The sequence below is a fragment of the Mesorhizobium sp. WSM1293 genome, assembly GCF_000513875.1.
GTDB classification, from domain to species: domain Bacteria; phylum Pseudomonadota; class Alphaproteobacteria; order Rhizobiales; family Rhizobiaceae; genus Mesorhizobium; species Mesorhizobium ciceri.
Window position 1 is genome coordinate 122780 of record NZ_AZUV01000011.1, and the last position, 17944, is coordinate 140723.

Annotated in this window: 16 protein-coding genes; 9 read left to right on the plus strand and 7 right to left on the minus strand. The window is 63.3% G+C overall.

The features are described from left to right. Positions 1-215 precede the first annotated feature (215 nt). From M729_RS0115575 to M729_RS0115585, 3 genes are read left to right on the plus strand one after another with little or no spacing between them, the layout of a single operon-like run. Complete coding sequence (locus M729_RS0115575; protein WP_027162132.1) at positions 216-1832, plus strand: GMC family oxidoreductase N-terminal domain-containing protein; 1617 nt, start codon at positions 216-218, stop codon at positions 1830-1832. Beyond that, positions 1829-3040, plus strand: coding sequence for a mandelate racemase/muconate lactonizing enzyme family protein (locus tag M729_RS0115580; protein WP_027162133.1), 1212 nt, complete (start codon positions 1829-1831; stop codon positions 3038-3040). The genes M729_RS0115575 and M729_RS0115580 overlap by 4 nt, the downstream gene beginning before the upstream one ends. Next, positions 3037-3954, plus strand: a complete 918-nt coding sequence (locus M729_RS0115585; RefSeq protein ID WP_027162134.1) for an NAD(P)-dependent oxidoreductase — start codon at positions 3037-3039, stop codon at positions 3952-3954. The genes M729_RS0115580 and M729_RS0115585 overlap by 4 nt, the downstream gene beginning before the upstream one ends. A gap of 79 nt (positions 3955-4033) precedes the next feature. Here M729_RS0115585 and M729_RS0115590 read toward each other — a convergent pair whose 3' ends face one another. Then, positions 4034-4972, minus strand: a complete 939-nt coding sequence (locus M729_RS0115590; RefSeq protein WP_027162135.1) for a diacylglycerol kinase family protein — start codon at positions 4970-4972, stop codon at positions 4034-4036. 859 nt (positions 4973-5831) lie between these two features. On the opposite strand from M729_RS0115590, the gene M729_RS0115595 reads away from it, so the two are divergent. The 3 genes from M729_RS0115595 to M729_RS0115605 all read left to right on the plus strand — a co-directional run bounded on the left by M729_RS0115595 (position 5832) and on the right by M729_RS0115605 (position 8075). After that, positions 5832-6266 (plus strand): DUF4383 domain-containing protein, encoded by a 435-nt coding sequence (locus M729_RS0115595; protein WP_013530043.1) that lies wholly within the window; start codon positions 5832-5834, stop codon positions 6264-6266. Positions 6267-6272: 6 nt separating this feature from the next. After that, positions 6273-7403, plus strand: a complete 1131-nt coding sequence (locus tag M729_RS0115600; protein WP_027162136.1) for a hypothetical protein — start codon at positions 6273-6275, stop codon at positions 7401-7403. A 150-nt stretch (positions 7404-7553) separates the two neighbouring features. Next, positions 7554-8075 (plus strand): hypothetical protein, encoded by a 522-nt coding sequence (locus M729_RS0115605; protein ID WP_013530041.1) that lies wholly within the window; start codon positions 7554-7556, stop codon positions 8073-8075. A 33-nt stretch (positions 8076-8108) separates the two neighbouring features. On the opposite strand, the gene M729_RS0115610 is transcribed toward M729_RS0115605, so the two are convergent. From M729_RS0115610 to M729_RS0115625, 4 genes are all read right to left on the minus strand, one after another. Next, positions 8109-8639, minus strand: a complete 531-nt coding sequence (locus M729_RS0115610) for a dihydrofolate reductase family protein (RefSeq protein WP_027162137.1) — start codon at positions 8637-8639, stop codon at positions 8109-8111. An 88-nt stretch (positions 8640-8727) separates the two neighbouring features. Then, positions 8728-9360: a hypothetical protein gene (locus tag M729_RS0115615; protein WP_024504178.1), complete on the minus strand. Its 633-nt coding sequence runs from the start codon at positions 9358-9360 to the stop codon at positions 8728-8730. Positions 9361-9377: 17 nt separating this feature from the next. Beyond that, entirely contained in the window at positions 9378-11000 is a 1623-nt protein-coding gene (locus M729_RS0115620) for an FAD-binding oxidoreductase (RefSeq protein ID WP_027162138.1), read from the minus strand. A 187-nt stretch (positions 11001-11187) separates the two neighbouring features. Further along, positions 11188-11430 (minus strand): DUF1344 domain-containing protein, encoded by a 243-nt coding sequence (locus tag M729_RS0115625; RefSeq protein WP_027162139.1) that lies wholly within the window; start codon positions 11428-11430, stop codon positions 11188-11190. A 470-nt stretch (positions 11431-11900) separates the two neighbouring features. Between M729_RS0115625 and M729_RS0115635 the strand changes: the two genes are divergently transcribed. Next, on the plus strand, positions 11901-12371 hold the full coding sequence (locus M729_RS0115635; RefSeq protein WP_224621473.1) for a DUF2314 domain-containing protein: 471 nt from the start codon (positions 11901-11903) through the stop codon (positions 12369-12371). Positions 12372-12384: 13 nt separating this feature from the next. Here the strand turns inward: M729_RS0115635 and M729_RS0115640 are convergent, their stop codons facing one another. Together M729_RS0115640 and M729_RS0115645 are read right to left on the minus strand one after the other, a co-directional pair. Next, positions 12385-13335, minus strand: coding sequence for a DUF3137 domain-containing protein (locus M729_RS0115640; RefSeq protein WP_164747158.1), 951 nt, complete (start codon positions 13333-13335; stop codon positions 12385-12387). An 83-nt stretch (positions 13336-13418) separates the two neighbouring features. Next, complete coding sequence (locus tag M729_RS0115645; RefSeq protein ID WP_027162140.1) at positions 13419-14474, minus strand: CapA family protein; 1056 nt, start codon at positions 14472-14474, stop codon at positions 13419-13421. Positions 14475-14581: 107 nt separating this feature from the next. Here M729_RS0115645 and M729_RS0115650 point away from each other — a divergent pair, with 107 nt between their 5' ends. Next, positions 14582-15847, plus strand: a complete 1266-nt coding sequence (locus M729_RS0115650) for a hypothetical protein (RefSeq protein ID WP_027162141.1) — start codon at positions 14582-14584, stop codon at positions 15845-15847. 437 nt (positions 15848-16284) lie between these two features. Continuing rightward, entirely contained in the window at positions 16285-17889 is a 1605-nt protein-coding gene (locus M729_RS0115655) for a DUF2778 domain-containing protein (protein ID WP_027162142.1), read from the plus strand. The last annotated feature ends 55 nt before the right edge of the window (positions 17890-17944 follow it).

Genomic DNA, 17944 nt, shown 5'->3' on the forward strand with positions numbered 1-17944 from the left:
TGGCCAGAGCATAATTCCGAAAAGTTATGCGCCAAGATAGTGCCATCGCATAGGCTGTCGGGACGATAGATATCAAGCGCGATTGTCGGGAATCCCCGCAAACCTGATCGGTTCGACGGTCGCTTTTTTCACAACTGATGCCGGATGGCGCGGCGACTTCGGAATGCCGTCGCGTCTAGGCTGCAGCCAATTTTTCGGAGCCTCCCATTTCCATCATGCAGACCTATGATTTCATCATCGTCGGCTCCGGCTCGGCCGGCTCGGTCCTGGCTGAAAAACTGTCGGCCTCGGGGCGCTTCTCGGTGCTGGTGCTGGAGGCCGGCGGCAGCGACCGCCGCTTCTACGTGCAGATGCCGCTCGGCTACGGCAAGACCTTCTTCGATCCCGACGTCAACTGGAACTACAAGGCCGAGCCGGACCCGGGGCTCGCCGGCAATGCCGACCACTGGCCGCGCGGCAAGCTGCTCGGCGGTTCGAGCTCGATCAACGCCATGGTCTGGATCAGGGGCGCGCGCGAGGATTTCGATGCCTGGGCCGCCGCCGGCAATCCCGGCTGGGGCTATGACGATCTGCTGCCCGCCTTCAAGGCGCTCGAGGACAACCAAGCCGGCGCGGACCAATGGCGCGGCGTCGGCGGCCCGCTGCATGTCACAGACTGTTCGGGCGCCGTCCACCCGCTGACCAAACGCTATCTCGCCGCCGGCCAGCAGGCCGGCTTGCCCTTCAACCCGGATTTCAACGGCGCTGCCCAGGAAGGCGTCGGCGTCTACCAGATCTCGACCCGCAACGGCCGCCGCATGTCGGCGGCGCGCGCTTTCCTGCGCCCGGCGATGAAGCGCGCCAACGTCCGCGTCGAGATGAAGGCGCTGGCGACCAGGGTGCTGTTCGAGGGCAAGCGCGCCGTCGGTGTCGAATACCAGCAGAACGGCGAGACGAAGTCGGCGCGTGCCGGTCGCGAAGTCATCCTGTCGGGCGGCTCGGTCAACTCGCCGCAATTGCTGCAGCTGTCCGGCGTCGGGCCTTCCGCGCTGCTGAAAGGCCTGGGCATCCGGATGGTCCACGCCAACGAGAATGTCGGCGCGCATCTGCAGGATCATGTCGGCATCAACTACACCTTCAAGGGCAAGCTGCCGACGCTCAACCAGACGCTGCGTCCCTGGTGGGGCAAGCTGCTGGTCGGCATGCAATATATCCTGACCCGTTCGGGCCCGCTGTCGCTGTCGATGAACAATGCCGGTGGCTTCTTCCGCACCGACCCGGCGGCGACGCGGCCCAACATGCAGCTCTATTTCCAGGCATTCTCGACCGTCATTCCCAAGAGCGGCGAGCGCCCGATCCTGACGCCCGACCCATGGCCGGGCTTTTCCATCGGCCTGTCCAACTGCCGCCCGTCGAGCCGTGGCGAGATCATGATCCGCTCGGCCAACCCGCGCGAGTACCCCAGGATAACGGCCAATGCCTACTCCACCAATGCCGATGTCGAGGAGATGCTGGCGGCGGTGAAATTCGTCCGCAAGATCGCCTCGATGCCTGCCATGGCCGAGATCATCGAGGAAGAGGTTTTGCCAGGCCCGTCAATCACTTCCGATGCAGACCTGATTCAGGATTTCAGGAAGCGCTCGGGCACCGTCTATCATCCGGTCTCGACCTGCCGCATGGGGCCCGATCCGGCGCGCGCCGTCGTCGACCCGCGTCTCAAGGTGCACGGCATCGACGGCCTGCGCGTCATCGACGCCTCGATCTTCCCCGACAACATCACCGGCAACACCAACGCCGCCTCGATCATGACCGGTTGGAAGGGCGCCGAACTGGTTCTGGAGGACCAAAAATGAAGATCACCGACGTCAAGACCTGGGTTGTCGACAATCCGCCGCCCGGCATCGGCGGCAAGTATTTCATCTTCGTCAAGTTGACCACCGATGGCGGCGTGGTCGGCTATGGCGAGGCCTACAACGCCACCTTCTCCGCCCATGTTACCGCCCGGATGGTCGAGGACATGGCCGAGCGCTATCTCGTCGGCCGCGATCCGCACGACATCGAGAACTTCTTCCGCCGCGCCTATTCGTCCGGCTTCACCCAGCGGCCCGACGTGTCAGGCATGGGCTGCTTCTCGGCGCTGGAAATGGCCTGCTGGGACATCATCGGCAAGGAGGCCGACAAGCCGGTCTACAAACTGCTCGGCGGCCAGGTGCACGAAACGCTGCGTTCCTACACCTATCTTTATCCGCACACCGGCAGCGTCCACTCCGAGGATGCGCACGGCAAGAACGTCTACAACGACCCCGATCTCGCCGCCGCCTGCGCGCTCGAATATGTCGAACAGGGGTTCAACGCCGTCAAACTGGACCCGGCCGGCCCCTACACCGCCTTCGACGGCCACCAGCCACGTCTTGTCGATATCGACCTGTCCACCCGCATGATCAAGGCGATCCGCGAGGCGGTCGGCACCCGCGCCGACATCCTGTTTGGCACGCACGGCCAGTTCACAGCGTCCGGCGCGCTGCGCATGGCGCGCGCCATCGAGCCCTATGATCCCTTGTGGTTCGAGGAGCCGGTGCCGCCTGACATGCCCGAAGTCATGGCGCAAGTGGCCCGCGCGACCTCGATCCCGATCGCCACCGGCGAACGGCTGACCACCAAGTTCGAGTTCGCCCGCGTCATCGAGAACCGCGCCGCGACCATCCTGCAGCCGGACCTTGGCCGCTCCGGCGGCATTCTCGAAACCAAGAAGATCGCGGCGATGGCCGAGGCCTACCACATCCAGGTCGCCCCTCACTGCTATTGCGGGCCGATCGTCGGTGCGGCCAACATCCAGCTGGCGGTGACGCTGCCCAACTTCCTCATCCTGGAATCGCTGAAGCAGTGGGACGGTTTCCACGCCACGCTCTTGAAGAAGAAGATCGAGTGGCAGGACGGCAATGTCATCCCCTCGAGGGAGCCCGGCCTCGGCGTCGAATTGAACGAAGCGGTCTGCGACGCGCATCCCTATACGGGCAACGACCTGCATCTGCAGATGATGCAGACCCCGCTGATGCCGTGAGCGAGAGCTACGCCTTCATCGGCCTTGGCCATCTCGGCGGCAACCTTGCCGCCAGCCTGATCCGCAACGGCTTTGCCGTCACCGTCTTCGACCGCGATCCGGCCGCCGTCGAGCGCCTGGTGGCGCTCGGCGCCACTGCCGCGAGCAGCCCGGCCGAGGCCGCCGCCCGGGCCGGCAATGCCATCACGTGCCTGCCTTCGCCCAAGGTCAGCGAAGCGGTGCTGGCCGGACCCGGCGGATTGCTGGAGGGCCTACCCCAAGACGGCACCTGGATCGAGATGTCCACCAACGGCCGCGACGAGATTCTTCGCCTTGCGGCCCTCGCCTCGGCCAGGGGCGTCGAGACGCTGGAATGCCCGGTCACCGGTGGCGTGCATCTGGCGGCGGCTGGCAAGATCACCGCGCTGGTCGGCGGCGATCCAGCGCTCTACGAACGTCATCGGCCGGCCATCGAGGCGATGTGCGCAAAGTCGTTCCTGATGGGTCCGGTCGGCTCGGCGGCGGTGATCAAGGTGATCACCAACATGCTCGCCTTCATCCATCTCGTCGCCGCCGGCGAGGCGCTGATGCTGGCGAAACAGGGCGGGCTCGACCTCGCCCAGTCCTACCATGCCATCTCAGCCTCCTCCGGCAACAGCTTCGTCCATGAGACCGAAAGCCAGCTCATCTTGAACGGCTCCTACGACATCGGCTTCACCATGGACCTGGCGCTGAAGGACCTCGGCTTCGCGCTGGCGATGGGCAGGGAATTCAGACTGCCGCTCCAACTGGCGCCGCTTGTGAGTGAGATTTTCCAGATGGGCAAACAGGAATATGGCGGCAGCGCCTGGTCCACCCAGATCGTCAAATTGCTCGAGGATGCCGTCGATACCGACCTGCGCGCGCCCGGGTTTCCGGCCAAGCTGGAACTCTGACATCAGCCAGTTATCAAGCGATTTCAGGACGTTGGATTGATGGGCGGATTCATCTGAATCAATCTGTCAACGGCTTGATTCAGTCTCTGAGCGTCAATGCACCCGGCAGGATCTCGAAGGTCGCGGGTATGCGTCCCGGCGACTCGCCGTCTATATCGACCAGCGCGCCATTCTCTGACGCATCGCCGAGCGGCTCGACCACCACTTTCCTGCCGCGCAGGATGGTGATCGCCGGATGGTTGCGGTGCCGGCCGCCATAGAGCAGCCGGATGTCCCAGATCAGCTTCAGCTTGCCGGCGGCGCGCAGGATGACGATGTCGAACTGCCCGTCGGTGATTTCCGCATCCGGCGCGATCATCATGCCGCCGCCGAAGAACTTTCCATTGGCGACCGCCACCAGCGCCATGCGCGCTTCGACGGGTGCGCCGTCGTCGACCGTGATCCTGACGTCCTGAAAACGGTAGCGGATGAACTCCACCACGGTGCGCCACAGGAACAGTGCCTTGGCCGACATCCTGCCCTTGCGCTTGTCGGCATTGACGGCGCGGTCGGTGGCGCCGGAAAGTCCCAGACTGGCGATGTTGATGAAGTGCCGGCTGGCCAGCGCGCCGTGATCGTCGATGTAGCCGATGCGCCCGGCATCGACCTTGCGGCCCTTGGCTTCGGCCAACCGCTTCAGCACGGCATCCACCTCTTTCGGCAGGCCGAGCCCGCGCGCGAAATCGATGCCGGTGCCGCACGGCAACAGGCCAAGTTCAGTGATCCGGCCGCTCTCCTGGGCCGCCTGCAGAAGCCCGTCGGCCACTTCGCTGGCGGTGCCGTCACCGCCGGCCGCAATCACCAGATCGAAGCCAATCATTGCGAGATCGATTGCCAGCCTTTCGGCATCGCCTTCGGCCTGCGTTTCGCGCAGCTCGAATTCGCCGAAATGCTTTTTCAGCGACACGGCAACATCAGGCCAATGCCGTTTCAGCCGGCCGCCACCGGAAATCGGGTTGAGAACCACTCCGACTTTCAAAATACCCGCCCTCCCCGGCGCCGGACATGCAGGTCCGATCCTTTGCCGGCATTGAAGCCCGCGACCACCGGCGGAGCAAGGGGCGCTGTCGGCTCGTACGCAAAAAAGCGGGCGGGCTGTCTAAAGCAGCCGGCGCTCGAATTCCCCGGTTTGTGGCTAACGATCCCCGGTAATCCCGCTATCCACAGGGCAGCGGCCATTCCCCAGGACCCTTACTCGGCGTACGTTAAACCCATCTCAGGCGGCTACCGATCATCAAGCCGAAAGGCGAAGTGAAAGGCGGATTTCCTGAGGCCCGTACGGCCCGAAGCGAGAGCAGGCTTGCCTGTTTCGAGGGACGGAGCCGAGACCTACGGGGCCGCGGAAAGCGTGCCAACGCCGACGGCGGACCGATGCTGCCATGAAGGACGGCAAAAACCTTCGATGGTGCGCAGGGCAAAGCTCGCAAGGGTGGAGTCCGGCGTGGTCCCGAACGGACGCTGCTCTCGGGCGGCGGACTGGCAGGACCGTCAAAATCAAGGCCGGCAAGGCGCGACGACTTTACGGAAGTTGCTGCCGCGACCGTGTCCTGATCTGACAGGGAGGCGCTGGGAGAAATCCCGGCGCCGACTGTCTTTTTGGCCCCCCGATGCCCTTTGGCGGCGATCTTGCGAGCGCCGCTTCTCCACGCGCTAAAATCGGTTAGTATCGCCTGGTCAGAGCCCGTTTGAAAACGCGCTCTGCCGAGTCGGATGGCGTGGTTTTCGAGAACCGAAGCGTAGCGGACCTTTGGGTCCGTGAGCATCGGAAGCGCAGAAAACCGCGTCAGGCGGCCGGCAGAGTAGCGTTTACAAATGGGCTTGTAGAAGGGGGATACTTCATGACGCTCGTCCAGAAGCTTGCCGTTGCCTACGCTTTCCTGTTCTTCGGCGTCGTCGCCATCGGCTACATACCGGCCTTCAACGATGCCGACGGCAATCTGTTCGGCCTGTTCTCGCTGCAATGGTACGACGACCTGCTGCACGCCTTCTCCGGCGTCTGGGCGCTGGCCGCCGCCTTCATCTCCCACCGCCAGGCAGTGTTCTATTTCAAGCTGTTCGGCTCGGTCTACCTGTTCGACGGCGTGCTCGGGCTGGTCACCGGTTCCGGCTGCCTCGACGCCGGTATCTTCATCAACGGCTTCCGCTCTCTCAACGATATCGAATTCCCGGCCCGCTTCTTCGCCAACCTGCCGCACATCGTCATTGGCGGCTTCGCCGTCTATGTCGGCTTCCGGCTGGCCAGGCGCGTACACGACCACTTCGCCACGGCCTGACCAGGCATGTTCCTGTTCCGCTGGCTGAAGCGCCTCATCAAGACGATCCTCTGGCTGATCGTCATCGTCATCCTCATCCCGATCGCCGGGCTGAGCTACGGCTTCCTGACGACGTCGTCGCTCGACAAGACGCCGCTGCCCGGCATTGCCGACGGCGCCCCGCCCAAGGCGCTGGCCGACAAGGTCCGCGCCGAGATTCCGGGTTACCAGCGGCCGGAGGAATCGACCTTCCTGACCTATCCGGAATGGGCGATCGTCTACGCCGCGCGCGAATATGCCGGCTTCGTCGACAAGGAGCAACCGAGCGGCTTCCCCTACTGGTCCTATATCGGCCGCTTCTGGCAGGACTACGCCATGGTGATCCGCGCCAGCGCTCCCTACAAGTTCAACTACGCCAACCACCAGATGCTGGTCATCATCGGCACCAGCCACTCGATCGAGCATATATTGCAGTGGGCCTATGAGAACACGGTCGGCCGCATCACCGAGGCGACGACGGCCAAGCGCACCGCCGCCGACATTTATCAGGCCAAGGTGGCGGCGGACTATGCCGCGTTTCTCGACCAGGTGCCGTGGTATCAGTTCCCCTATGCCGACAAGCGTGCCGGTCTGTTTGCCGTGCAGCCGGCGCCGGGCGACAGCTCGATCCGCACCAGCGAACGCAAGCTGGCGTTCGGCCTCGCCGACACCATCAAGCAGGGCTATGCCGACCTGATAAAAAAAGCCCTCGCCGCCACAATGGACCCCGCCTTGCTCGACATCCATGTCTGGGCCAAGGGATCCGTCGGCGAAGCCACGCGCAACGAGCCCGACACCTTGCTCGAACGCGACATGGGCGCTGACGGCACCGTCTTCGTCACCAGGCGCTATCAGGTCTTCACCGAAATGATCCCGCGCCTGATCGACAAGGGCGTCTCCTTCGTCGAGATCGGCGGCAATGACGAGATCATGGTCACGGTGCTCTCCACCGATACGATCGCCGTTCCCGAAGGCATGCGCATCCTGTTCAGCTATCCGCTGCCGGCCGATCAATCCACGCGCCGCACCGGCATGATCGTTGCCGTGCGCAAACTGCATGTCGTGCTGCCGGCGCTGATCAAGTCCGGCGCCAGGCTCGAACACGTCTACGATTACTGAGGCCTTTCGGTCACGCCCGGCCAAGATTAGGCATTTCCTGGGCTCCGCCACGCCCATTCCACAATCGCGGCCAAATCCCGCCTTGTTCGCGCGCGAAGGAATGGGAAGAAATGGAAGGGCTGCCGGGGGGCATCTCGAAGGGACAAGACCGTGATCAAGACCGCCCTTGTCGCCATGACCATTGTCGGCTGCGACTGCGACGCCAAGCTTTGCGAATATATCGGCGAGACGCCGGCCAAATGGTCGACCGTCGCCGAGTGCGAAGCCGCGATGAAGAGCCAGATGCTGCACGAGCGCAATTTCAACTATCCGCTCGTCTCCGGCATTTGCCGCACGAAGGGTTCGTCGTCCTCCTCGCAACTGGCCGCGACCGCATCGCGCCCGGAACTGAAGCCCGCCAGCCGCGTCGTCAGAACCGAAAGCCCGCTGCCGCCGGAACTCAGCCACCGGCCGAGCGTCTCGGTCGGTTCGCCGACGACCGCCATGGAAGCCGACGCCGCCCGGCCCGTCGCCTATGAACAGGTGGTCGATGGCGGAACCGGTGTGCTCTATCGCACCAAGAACGGCTACGCCGTGGTTAAGACCGATCTCGGCCGCGCCGCCTCGGCAACCGCCGACGCCGCGAAGCGCTCTGTGAACTGGCTGGCTGGCCTGATGCCGAAGGGGCTGTAGGCCCGCTGGCGTCTCGGTTCGACGACCGCGTGATCAGGCAGGCACATAGGTCAACCTGATCACGTCGTCGCCAATCAAATCGCTGGCCACAAAGCGAAGCGGCGGCCGGGGGCCGGCGAAGAATGGCTTGCCATGACCAAGCACGAACGGATGGAGGTAGAGTTGGTACGCATCTACAAGACCAAGGTCGGTCAGGCTTCGTGCCAGGCCTGGTCCAGAAACTGAAATCTCCCCGACGAGCTTAGCCTTAAGCCCGCGTATCACCGCCTCGACGTCATCCGCGACAAGTGTTGCGTTAGGGCCGGCCGACTTCAGAGAGCGCGACACAACCCACTTCGGTTGGCTCCGCCACGCCGCCGCGAATTCATGCGCCTCCGCGCTCCACTCAGGACTATCTTCGTCCCAATAGCGCATGACCTCGTACATGCCGCGACCGTACACACTGCCGCTCAAATTGCGCACTTGCTCTATCCAGTGACGAAAGATCGTCGGGCCCGACGGCATTTTCTGGTGGTCGACATAGCCGTCGAGTGACTGGTTCATTCTGAAAATGAGCTTCGCCATGCTGCAGGATCTCCAACCCGGGGTCTTCAGAATAACTTGAGCCGCCGTTACGCAAAACCCCAGCCGAAATCCAAACTGAGACACGATCCTAGTCCGGCCTGAACCTGACTTTCAGGCTCTGCCAGAACTTGTCGACAAGCGGCTTTTCGGTCGCTGCATCCTCGCCGGCAATGCGGGTGATGAACAGCAGCCCCCGATCGGCCAGGCCGAAGCCGACGATCTCGAAATCGGCGGTGTCGGTGCGTGTCTTCACCTCGGCCCGGATCCCGGTCAATTCCTTGCCGTCGGCGAGTTTGCGCGTGGTCGGCCCCTGCGTCAGCTTGGCGCCGGCCTGCACCGATTCCCTGGTCATCTCCTGCAGCATCAATTGGTTGAGCGACACCGGATTCATGGCGCCATACTCCTGCACGACGACAATCGTGCCCAGCGCCGAGGCCATCAGATACTGCGTGATGTCATCGCCGAGATCGGTCTTGGTCACCGAAATGCCGCTGGGGTGGACGAAGGAAAAATCGCTGCCGGAAAAGGTAGCGAAGTCGTTGCGCGCGAGCGTCACCTTGCTCTGCTTGCCGCCGGGCAGCGTCACATCGGCGCTCTCGCCGGGATCGATATCGACCGTCACGCCGTCGATGGTCAGCTTGAAGGCCTTGAGATCCTCGCCTCCGGCAGGGCCAGCGCACAGCGCGATGAGGATGAGTGCCGCCGCCGATACCATCCGCATGGCTGTTCTCCTGCTTCTTACGACACCCCGCTCAGCGCCTTGATGGCACGGTAGAAGGTCGAGGAAAACAGTTCCGTCGGGTCATACTGCCGCTTCGCCGCCAGGAAGGCCGGCAGTTCGGGATAGGAGGCCAGCAATTCCCTGGCCGTATAATGCAGCTGGTAAGGCAGGAAGAAGCGCCCGCCATGCTTGATCGTCACGTCGATCAGCGCCCGCGTCAGCGCCCGCATCCTGGCATTGCCGTCGGCATCGGTCGGCTGGTTGACGTAGAGCACCAGCGAATAGGCCGGCTCCGGCGCGTAGGTCAGCGCCACATCCTCCCTGTGGACGATGCGCACCGAAGCATTGAGCACCGGCAGCGTCTGCTTGCGCAGGATCTCGCGCGCTTCCGCGATGAATTCGACATAGGCGGCACGCGGAATAAAATATTCGTGCAGGATGTCGGTCTCTTCCATCTGATCGTTGAACAGATAGGGCACCGAATCGTGCATCGGGTTGTTGCGGGTGACGAGACAGGCCTCGCCCTCGGCCATGGCCGAGGTGCGCGCCACCGTGCAGCTTTCGAATTTTGGCTCCAGCGTCTTTTCGGTGAACCACTTCAATTCCTGGAACAGGCTGCCCCATTTCGCCAGGTTGATGATCACCCGCTTCAACCCGACCGATCCCGGCTCGCCGATCTCGGGCTGATCGGCCGGCGGCCGCTCGGCCACCTTGTCGTAACGGTAGACGATCATGTCCTCGAGGAAATTGCCGGGCGCCGTCGACAGATGGCCGTAGAACAGGCCGATATCCTTGTTCGGCTCCAGCACCTTGGCGAAGAATTCCGGAAAATCGTCCGATTTGATGATTTCGCGCGAGGTGCGGTAGACGGCGTTGTCGACGATATCGAGCGTCGCCTCCAGCACCACGCCGAACAGGCCGTAACCGCCGACGACGTGGCGGAACAGATCGGTGTTCTCGGTCGGCGAGCAGGTCGTCACCGAACCGTCGGCCAGCATCACCCGCATCGAGCGGATCGAGCCCGCCACCGAACCCGCCTGGTGGTCCATGCCATGCGCATTGACCGACAGCGAACCGCCGACCGAGAAGATGTCGGTCGACTGCATCGCCTTCACCGCGAAGTGCGGATGCAGAAGGTTCTGGATGTCATGCCAGCGCGCGCCCGGCTGCAAGGTCATGGTCTTGGCCGCCGCATCGACGGTGACCCTGTTGAACTTTCTGAGGTCGAGCACCAGCGCGTTGTCGTCGAAGGCATGCCCGCCCATGGAATGGCGGATGGCGGCCAGCGATATTTTCAGCCCATTGGCACGCGCGAAGGCCAGGGCCTTGGCGATGTGCTCGTCCCCGCTGACCTCGACCACGCCGTAGACCGGCGTCATCGACAGGCCGCTGGCATCGTTGATGTCACCACCCTTTGCCGACCAGGGCAGTGACGCATCGAAGGCCGGCGCATTGTCCAGCGGCTTCAGAGGCAGCGCGAAGCCGTCTATATCGGCTATCCGTCCTGCGTTCTTCGGCCCCGAAGGTCCGCGTGCCAGCCGCGCCACCGTGTTGCCGCCCCACAGCACCGCGCCGCCGACGACAGCCGCACCCAGCAGCAATCGCCGCGACAGGCGAAACCCTTTTTGCTCGTCGGCCATGACTATCCCCCGCTGGCCAAGGGATAGCGCGGCTCTTTGGCAAAAACCATAGCGGCGCCCCCGGGACGGCGGTTTGCCTGGCGTCGAGGGTGAAGGGCACGAAATGGCCGGTCCCCGGAGGACCGGCCAGAATGGAACAGGGTCTGAAATTGCGTCAGCAGGTCTGCCGACGCACGATGCCCTCGCCTTACGAGGCCTTCTTGATCGACGTCACGATGCCGGTCTTGTCATCGACGGTCACCGCCACCTTGGCGCCGACCTTCAGTTTCCCGATCGTCGCTTCGGGCGACAGCTGGTAGATCTTGCCGTCGTCGAGGGTGATCGACTTGGTCGTCGGGTCGACGGCCTGGATGGTGCCCTGAACGGTCGCGGCATAGGCGGTGCCGAGGAAGGCGAGCAGAGCAGCGGAGGTTGCGAGGGTCTTCTTCATTGGTAAGCACTCCGTGCTGTTTCACTTTTCCGGACCGCCGCCTTGGGAAACGACAGCACCGGACGGCCTGAAACTGGACGGAAAGCGCACCCTCCGCAAATCACATTGGGTGAATTTTCGCAAACAATATCATAGGCTTAATTCCGACACATTATCTGCGACCTAGATCATTTCAGGCCGCTTCGGCTCCCCCAATGAACGCACTTCTGTCCGCGAAAAGAGTCACTTGGCCGATTGTGACGGGCGGCTTTCGATCACCACGCAGCCGCCGCAATCCATCTCGGGCGGCATCACGAAACAGAGCGCTGACCGATCGTCGATACACATTTTGTTTCGCGGATCAGTTCAAAAACCGCCACGCCAACGCTGATCAAACTCGCGCTACGGTTGCAAACCGACTTCGAATGCGGAATGGTGTCGACCGTTGACATGAAGGGGGGCCTTCCATGAAGCTTGCAGTCCGGACTGCGATGTCCCTGATGCTGGCGCTTGCTCCAGGATTGGCCGGCGCACAAGCCACGGATCCGGGCGACGACAAAACAATTATCTTCACTCCCGGCGACCCAGAGATGGCAGCGGCGACCGCGCAGGCGCTCGCCAGCCTGGACGACTTCCTGGCACTGTCCGAGGCGCCTCCCGCCGACACAGAGAGGTTCAAATTGAAGGTCAAGGTACGGGACGGCAACGTCACCGAACACTTCTGGGTCATACCGTTCCGCCGCACCGAAACCGGATTTGTCGGCATATTGGCAAACCAGCCGGAGGAAGTGCACAACGTCGTCCTCGGCCAGAACATAGAATTCACCAGGGACGATATTTCCGACTGGGGATACACACGCGGCGGACGTCAGGTCGGCAGCTTCACCGTGTGCGTCATGTTCAACAAAATGTCGAAAGAAGAGGCGGACTACATGCGTGACAAATACGGCTTCGAGTGCTGAAAGCGCAGCCCGATCAACCCGCTTCGTCCTTCGCGCCGATCTTGCGCACAAGTGCCGCCGTCGCCAGCATCGCGCCCATGTCCGATATCATCGGCGCGACATGCCTGCTGTAGTCGAGCGGCACCGAAATATCCGGCAGCTCGAAGAAGTTCTTCGTCTGCGGCAACAGTAGGAAACCATCGCTGCCGTTGAGCGCGACGCGGGCTGGGTCGTCCGGCCAGGTTTCGCCAAGCCATTTCAGCGCCTGCGCCAGCCGGCCGCTCACCAATGGCTGTGCCGCCCCGAGATTGTCGGTGCGGAACTCGTAGGCGGCATCGAGCAAAGCATCGCCGCTGGACAGCTCTTGCAGCTTGCTGGCAAATATGCCGCGAAAGAAGCTGATCACCGCGTTGGTCCGCCGCGTCGCCACCAATATGCCGGGAAACGGCGCGATGGTCTCGAAAGCGACGATGACGCCCTGGAAGGCGGTCGAGGAGCCCTTGCCCGACCCTTCCCGCAGATGCGCCTCGTACAGCTCGAACGGAAACCCCTCATAGCGGCCCGCCACGATGTCGTCGAACGCCTGCCGGTTGAACGGACCAACCGCCGTGCGCGGCAACCGGTCGAAGGAATTCGGCGTCACGCCATGCTGGTAGCGCATGTCGGCGATGAAGCCGAATATGATCGGCAGCAGCGTCTCGCGGAACGATTGCTGCAGCCGCGTCGCCGGTTTCCTGGCCTGGAAATAGAGCAGGATCGAAGCCGCGAAGCCGATCACATAGAGAAATACATGCGGCGTCGAGACCCATTGCTCGTTGGGGTCGGCGACCTTGTTGAACAGCCAGGCGACCAGCACCACGGCCACCAGCACCAGCCCCACGAACACCGGCACCCGCCAGCGCACCTGCCGGACCGCCGAAGCCCTCGCCGCTTCATAGGCCTCGATGTCTTTTCGGATGCCGGCGATGACCGTTTCGCTCGGCATGAAATCCGCTGATTCCACCGCTACCCCCGCAAGCCTGCCTCTGCGGGAGCATGATAGTTGGTTTTGCAAGGGCCGCCAGATGGTTAAGCGGGAACGCCTTCATCGGTTGGTGGAGAAGGGAAGACCGCTTTCAGTCGCTCCGCGACCCTGTCACGCATTCGGCCCTCCAAAGCCTCCACCAACACCAGCCGCTCGTGGTCGCCAGCGCGCAGGCGCATGAAGGGATGCATCCGGTAAGACGCGATCCTGCCGCGCGTACCGGCATCGGCACTGACATCGACAACGAGGATAGAGCCGATGCGGCCCGGCCATGGCTGCCGGGCAAAGGCGGTACCGAGGAAATCGCCGAGCCCATAGGCGACGATCGTCCCGTCAATCTTTTCCACCGGCTGCACGACATGGGCATGATGGCCGGCGATCAGCCTGACGCCCTGCCCGGCCAGCCGCCTGGCCAGCGCTCGCGTCCCGTCGCGCGGAAAATGTCGGAACTCCCAGTCCCAATGCGGCACGGCGCAGAGAAGGTCCAAGCCAGCGGGTGGCCAGTTCGCCGGATCGCTGTCCATCGAAACGCGCCCGGCAAACAGTTTTTCATCGGCGTTCCGCCACAGCGTGAAGGCGGCGAAGCCGATATCAAGCGATCCAACCTGAATCGGCACAACCGGACCGTCGGCCAGGCCGATCGTGCGGATGCCGAGCCGCAGCAACGCCGCGATTGTCTCGTCGAAACCGGCGATGCCCTGATCCAGCACATGGTTGTTGGCCAGCGACAGCACGAGTTTTTCGCGCGCAACACCAACCGCCGTCAGCGCCTCGGCCAGGAACGGCTCGCTCATCGCATGATGCGTGCCGAGCCTTGTGCCCAGCACCGCGCTTGGCCTGTCCACAACAGGGCTTTCGCAATTGCCGATCACCAGATCGGCAGCGCCGAGCAGCGCCTTGATCGCCGGATCGCAATCCGGCGCGCTGCGGTTGGCCACCGCCGAGATGTCGCCGACAAAGGCAAGCCGCACCGCTTGCTTCGGCGGTGGATCCATCAGCGTCCCGGCCATCGGCGCAAAGTCTTGAGCGTCGCCGGCCAGTGACGGCTTCAGGAAACGCGGCAGCCAGGACAGCTTGTAGGAAAACGGATAATTCGACACGCGATGCCCAATTGTTTGCCCTGTGTAGACCGTCCGCGGGGCGGGTTGAAGCGCGACGCTGCAAATGGTGTATGTTTGCACTGCGCGACAAACATTGGGGGGAAAAGATGACACGACTGGCAGGCCTGCTGACATCCGCTTTCATTCTGCTCCTGCCGCTGTCTTCCGCGTCGGCGGCAATGCCAGAAGCGGCAACCACATTGTTTGAGGCGAAGACCGTGGCCGCGCGCGACACCGCTCTCTCGACGCTGAAGGCTGCCGCGCCAAAAGACCCGGCATCCGCCTATGCGGCCGGGGCGGGCGAGTTCTTTACCGCACTGGAGATCCTGGCCACCGGCCTGCACCGTCATGGTTTCGAAAGCCCGCAATCCTTCATGCTGCCGCTGATGCGGTTGCCGGTGCCCGACAATCCCAATCCCGAGCCGCTCACTTACGAGCAGTTCCGCGCCATCCTGGTCGGCTTCCGTGACCGGCTGGAGAAATCCGCAGCCACGTTTGCCTCGGTGCCGCCCGATGCCGATATCGGCATGGTCATCGATCTCACCCATGCCGGCATCGACCTCAACGAGGACGGCACCATCGCGCCGGACGAGAGCATGGCGGCGATCATCGCCTCACTCTCGCGCGGCGGTATCTCGTCGGACGCCGCCGCCCCCACGCTCACCTTCCGCTTCGACCGCGCCGACGGCTACTGGCTGCAGGGCTATGCCGAGTTCCTGATGGCGCAGGCCGATTTCTGGCTTGCGCATGATTTCAGGAGCACCTTCGACGGCTCGTTTCACATGCTGTTCCCGCGCGCCAAATTGCCGCTGCAGGATATTCTGGTGCCGCCGGCCGGCGACATGGGCTCGAGCATCTTCTCCTCGGAATGGCGCATCGCCGATTTCATCTCGATGGTGCATCTCGTCAACTGGCCGGTGATCGAACCGGAGCGCCGGCAAGCAGCGCGCCGCCACCTGCTGGAAATGATCCGGCTGTCGCGCGAGGACTGGAAGGCGATCCGCGCCGAGACCGACAATGACCGCGAATGGCTGCCTGGACCGCAGCAGAAGGGCGAGAACCCGCTCACCGGCCTCGAAGTCGGCGAGGAGCAGGTCCAGGCCTGGCTCGCCGCCTTGACCATGGCCGAGGATCTCCTGGAGGGCCGCAAGCTGCTGCCGCATTTCCGCGTCACCGCCAGTACTGGGCTTGGCATCAACATGAAGCGCTTCTTCGACGAGCCAAAAAACTTCGATCTCGTGCTGTCGATCACCGGCCCGGCCATCGCGCCCTACCTCGAAAGCGGCGAGCTCGCGACCAGCGACGATTTCGACCAGATCCAGCGCCAGTTCGGCGGCGGCGGGTTTTTGACGTTTGCGCTTTGGTTCAACTGAGGGTGGGCCGTTTGAGGCCGCCTTCCCGCGAGAAATCTAGCATGGCAGGCAACAGTTTTACCGGAAACACGCGCGCCTTTTGTAGGCAGGTCTGCCGACAGTCGGTTCGCTGCATACACCGCGCGGAGGCGCTGCGTAAAAATTAGCAGTGGCTGTTTTGCTTGACTCGGCCGCCAAAAACAGGCAGCAAAACCAGGTCGGAAGGGCGACAACACCACTTTCCTGGCCGTGGACGAAGGCTGATTTGGCCAAAATCCACATCTCGTCGTTGGTTTTGAGAGGAATTGATTAACCAACTTTGTCCATATTTTGAAGCAATCGGCAACCAACTACAGACGCGGCAAACGCGTCGGGGACCACCTGGGATCACTCACAGAATGGTCGTCGCGGCTCTCAAGGCCACGTACGGGGAAACCGATTGAAGCGAGATTGGTTGCATGGCGTTGTTGAGTACACACAAAAAAAACCGGGGACAGCGTGAGGGCGGCGAGTTCGTCGATGCTCCACGTTCCCCTTCCTTCAACGCTGGCCGGGTGGCCCGCTGGGTCGCGCTGCCTTGCGTCAGCACCGCCATCGGCCTTTGGTTGATCGGCACCATGGCTGGCCTCAGTTCCGTCGGCGCCTCTCTATCGGCAACTTCGGTTGGCCTGCCCCAGACACTGTCGACACCGGGATCGCTCGCACTTGCCGATCCGCTGAAGCAGCACTTTTTGAAAGCACCCTTCGTGCTGGCCAACGCCAATGGCGGCACTCAGGCCCTGCATGATCATTCGGTGCAGTGCGGCGCCAGCTGTTTCAAGCTGGCCAGGGTAAGCGCGCGGGCGGAAAAATCCGAACGTCTTGTAGCGCAGGCAAAGCCGATGCCCGCCGCCGTGAAGTCGAAGGCGCAGGAGCGCTTCGAACGCATGGAAGCGTCGCTTTCGCCGATGAAGCTGGCCGCTGCCTTTGCCGACGCCGGAAAGCCTGCCGCCAGTGCCAACACCCGCCCGGTGATCTCCACAGTCGCACCGCGAATTGCCGAGGCGTCGTTGGTGCCCTCCGTCCAGGTCACAGCCAGCCTGTCCGATAGCATGCCAGTTCCGGCGGCCGAACGTTTCGCCCGGCTGGATACCGACTCGGTGGTCGTTCAGACCGCACCGCCTCCGATGGGCTTTGCCCAATCCGGTACGCCGGACAATTCGCAGTTGGCGCTTGCTCTGGTGCAGTCCCTGCCGGCCGATGACGAGGCGTTCGCCTCACCGCTGCCGATCGAGGAATCGTCAGCCGATGTCGTGGTTTCACCCGTCGAAACCCAGCAGGATCAACCCGGCGATGCCGCCTCCCTGCCGGACGCTCTGACCGACGACGTGCCGTTGCCGACCCGGCGTCCGCAATTCGACGCGCCGCAGCCCAAAGTGGTCCAGCAGGAGCCTAAGTCCGTCCAGCAGCCGAAATCCGTTCAGCAGCCGAAGCCGGCACGCGAGACGGTCCAGCAGGCCCAGCCGGCAAAACCGACGCGGCAAGGCCGGCCGGCCGATGGCGGCGATGTGCTGGCCTATGCCAAGCCCGACACGCCCTCGGGCGGCCTTGGCAAGGCGTTCAGGAACCTCTTCAACTCGCCAGCCGCCAGGAGCGGAGCCGGCAATGGCGTCGCCGTGTACGACATCAGCAGCGCGACCGTCTACATGCCTGACGGCTCGAGGCTCGAGGCGCATTCAGGCATCGGCGCCATGGCGGACCAGCCGCGTTATGCCGACCAGAAGAATCGCGGACCGACGCCGCCCAACACCTACAATCTGTCGATGCGCGAGTCGCGCTTCCACGGAGTGGAGGCCTTGCGCCTGACACCGGTCGATGGCCGCAACAAATACAATCGCAACGGCCTGCTGGCCCATACCTACCTGCTCCGGGGCCGCTACGCCCAGTCGAGCGGCTGCGTCGCCTTCAAGGACTATGCGCGCTTCCTCGCCGCTTTCAAGAAGGGCAAAATCAAACGCCTCGTCGTGGTGCCGCGCCTGAACGGGTCGGCGACGCAGGTCGCATCAGCCGCCAGGGGCGTGTAACGACAAGAGGCTTTCGGGCGCCTTCCCGCTGCTGCTGACAGCCTGCTGTCAGGAG

Bases quoted from the DNA above. Each gene is read 5' to 3' on its own strand.
- M729_RS0115575 (WP_027162132.1), top strand. From the start codon at position 216: ATGCAGACCTATGATTTCATCATCGTCGGCTCCGGCTCGGCCGGCTCG.
- M729_RS0115580 (WP_027162133.1), top strand. From the start codon at position 1,829: ATGAAGATCACCGACGTCAAGACCTGGGTTGTCGACAATCCGCCGCCC.
- M729_RS0115595 (WP_013530043.1), top strand. From the start codon at position 5,832: ATGACGCTCGTCCAGAAGCTTGCCGTTGCCTACGCTTTCCTGTTCTTC.
- M729_RS0115600 (WP_027162136.1), top strand. From the start codon at position 6,273: ATGTTCCTGTTCCGCTGGCTGAAGCGCCTCATCAAGACGATCCTCTGG.
- M729_RS0115610 (WP_027162137.1), bottom strand. From the start codon at position 8,639: ATGGCGAAGCTCATTTTCAGAATGAACCAGTCACTCGACGGCTATGTC.
- M729_RS0115615 (WP_024504178.1), bottom strand. From the start codon at position 9,360: ATGCGGATGGTATCGGCGGCGGCACTCATCCTCATCGCGCTGTGCGCT.
- M729_RS0115620 (WP_027162138.1), bottom strand. From the start codon at position 11,000: ATGGCCGACGAGCAAAAAGGGTTTCGCCTGTCGCGGCGATTGCTGCTG.
- M729_RS0115625 (WP_027162139.1), bottom strand. From the start codon at position 11,430: ATGAAGAAGACCCTCGCAACCTCCGCTGCTCTGCTCGCCTTCCTCGGC.
- M729_RS0115635 (WP_224621473.1), top strand. From the start codon at position 11,901: ATGTCCCTGATGCTGGCGCTTGCTCCAGGATTGGCCGGCGCACAAGCC.
- M729_RS0115640 (WP_164747158.1), bottom strand. From the start codon at position 13,335: ATGCCGAGCGAAACGGTCATCGCCGGCATCCGAAAAGACATCGAGGCC.
- M729_RS0115650 (WP_027162141.1), top strand. From the start codon at position 14,582: ATGACACGACTGGCAGGCCTGCTGACATCCGCTTTCATTCTGCTCCTG.
- M729_RS0115655 (WP_027162142.1), top strand. From the start codon at position 16,285: ATGGCGTTGTTGAGTACACACAAAAAAAACCGGGGACAGCGTGAGGGC.